Raw genomic sequence first — 1,896 nt, 5'->3', positions numbered from 1 at the left:
CTCTGTGTGCGTCTCTTTCTATTCGGCGCCCTGACACCGCTTGCCAGTACTGCTTGCCGATGGCGCCTGCGATTAGGACATATACCTCTGCCTGCGGTACCCTGGCAGGGTTGCTTGACGCAACGATCCTCCTGCTGCATAGCGGTTGGCATGAAAGACAGTGCCAGCGCACCACGCTGTGTAGCCGAAATACAAGAACTAGACCATAGGAGGTGATGAGGTCCGTGCGTCACTACGAAGTAATGATTATTATCGATCCGTCTCAGGATGAGCGCACCGTAGGCCCGTCCCTGGAGAAGTACCTCGACGTTGTCCGCAAGGAGAACGGCAAGGTGGAGAAGGTGGACATCTGGGGTAAGCGCCACCTCGCCTACCCGATCGAGAAGAAGGAAGACGGCATCTACGTTGTCGTCGACCTCACCTGCGAGTCCGCAACCGTGCTGGAACTCGACCGTCGTCTGAATCTGAACGACAGCATCCTGCGCACCAAGGTGCTGCGGGTTGATCGTTAATCTGCGTCATATTTGCGTAACCAGAGTGCTCGAATGGGACACACCGGTAATGCGAAAGTCGTAGGATAGCGGGCGAAAGCCCCATCATCAGCTCGACAGAATACAACCGAGGAGAAGAAGCATGGCTCAGGGAGACGTACAAATCACGGTGGTTGGCAACTTGGTTGCTGACCCGGAGCTTAAGTACACCCAGAATGGCACCGCCGTGGCGAATTTCCGCGTTGCGTCGACTCCGCGGGTGTACCGAGATGGCCAGTGGGTTGACGGCGAGGGCATGTTCCTCACTTGCAGCCTGTGGCGTGAGGCAGCGGAGAACGCTGTCGAAAGTCTCTCCAAGGGCATGCGCGTCATCGTCCAGGGTCGTCTGCGCCAGCGCAGCTACGAGACCCGCGAGGGCGAGCGTCGTACCGTCTTTGAGGTTGAGGTCGATGAGGTGGGTCCGTCCCTGAAGTTCGCTCGAGCACAGGTCACGCGCACTCCACGCAACGGCGGTGGAAACTTTGGCGGCGGCAACCGCGGCCAGGGTGGAAATGCCGGCGGTGGTTTCGGCGGTGGCTTTGGTGGAAACCAGGGCAACCAGGGTGGACAGAGCGATCGCGGTTTTGGTGGCGGAGCTCCTGCGGAAGATCCGTGGAACTCAGCTCCTCCGGCCGGTGGCGGCTTCGGCGGCGATGAGCCTCCGTTCTAAGCTCCTTCCAGCCACGGCACTACGTGACTAGTTTGCAGCGAATTTAGCATCCACAATTCTCATAATCTTTTAAAGACATATCCAGCGAAAGGCAGGGATCATGAAGCTGATCCTCACCGCCGACGTTGACAAGCTCGGTGTCGCAGGCGACATCGTTGAGGTCAAGGCCGGCTACGGACGTAACTACCTGCTTCCTCGCGGACTGGCAATTGTTGCCACCCGCGGCGCAGAAAAGCAGATCGAGGGCATTCGTCGTGCCCAGGAGGCTCGCGCTATCCGCGACCTCGACCATGCACGTGAAGTCAAGCAGAAGATTGATTCGCTCGACAACGTCTCCGTTGCTGTGAAGGCTTCGGAAAATGGCAAGCTGTTCGGTTCTGTTACCAAGGGTGACATCGCCGATGCAGTTCGTAAGGCTTCCGGTCAGGCTATCGACAAGCGCGCAGTCGTGCTTGCTCCGAGCCAGATCAAGTCCCTTGGTAAGCACACCGTTGACATCGCGCTGCACCCGCAGATTACCGCGCATGTTTCCGTACAGGTCGTCGCCGCGTAAGTTCGCGGTTTAGAGTTTTTACTTTGACGGCGGCTGACGAGCACCGCGTTTAAAGACTGCGCGGGCTCTGAGGCCCAATGACAACAGCACACGTGAAGCTCTGATCTTTCGTAGTGAAAGGTCGGGGCTTTTCGTGGTTTAAG

At 58.0% G+C, this 1,896-nt stretch carries 3 protein-coding genes; all 3 read left to right on the top strand.

What is annotated here, in order from left to right; all coding sequences use genetic code 11:
* Positions 1 to 224: 224 nt before the first annotated feature.
* The 3 genes from rpsF (at position 225) to rplI (ending at position 1,753) form a co-directional block, all read left to right on the top strand.
* Entirely contained in the window at positions 225 to 512 is a 288-nt protein-coding gene (rpsF, locus tag CRD20_RS05015) for a 30S ribosomal protein S6 (protein WP_005511978.1), read from the top strand.
* 121 nt (positions 513 to 633) lie between these two features.
* A complete protein-coding gene (locus tag CRD20_RS05010; RefSeq protein WP_005511984.1) occupies positions 634 to 1,200 on the top strand; it encodes a single-stranded DNA-binding protein in 567 nt (188 codons plus the stop codon).
* Between the two features lie 100 nt (positions 1,201 to 1,300).
* Positions 1,301 to 1,753 (top strand): 50S ribosomal protein L9, encoded by a 453-nt coding sequence (gene rplI, locus CRD20_RS05005; RefSeq protein ID WP_005511982.1) that lies wholly within the window; start codon positions 1,301 to 1,303, stop codon positions 1,751 to 1,753.
* The last annotated feature ends 143 nt before the right edge of the window (positions 1,754 to 1,896 follow it).

It is taken from the genome of Corynebacterium sp. LK33, from assembly GCF_014334955.1.
Classification (GTDB): domain Bacteria; phylum Actinomycetota; class Actinomycetes; order Mycobacteriales; family Mycobacteriaceae; genus Corynebacterium; species Corynebacterium jeikeium_D.
The sequence above is the reverse complement of the archived record's forward strand: the minus strand, read 5'-3'. Positions and strand labels throughout refer to the sequence as shown.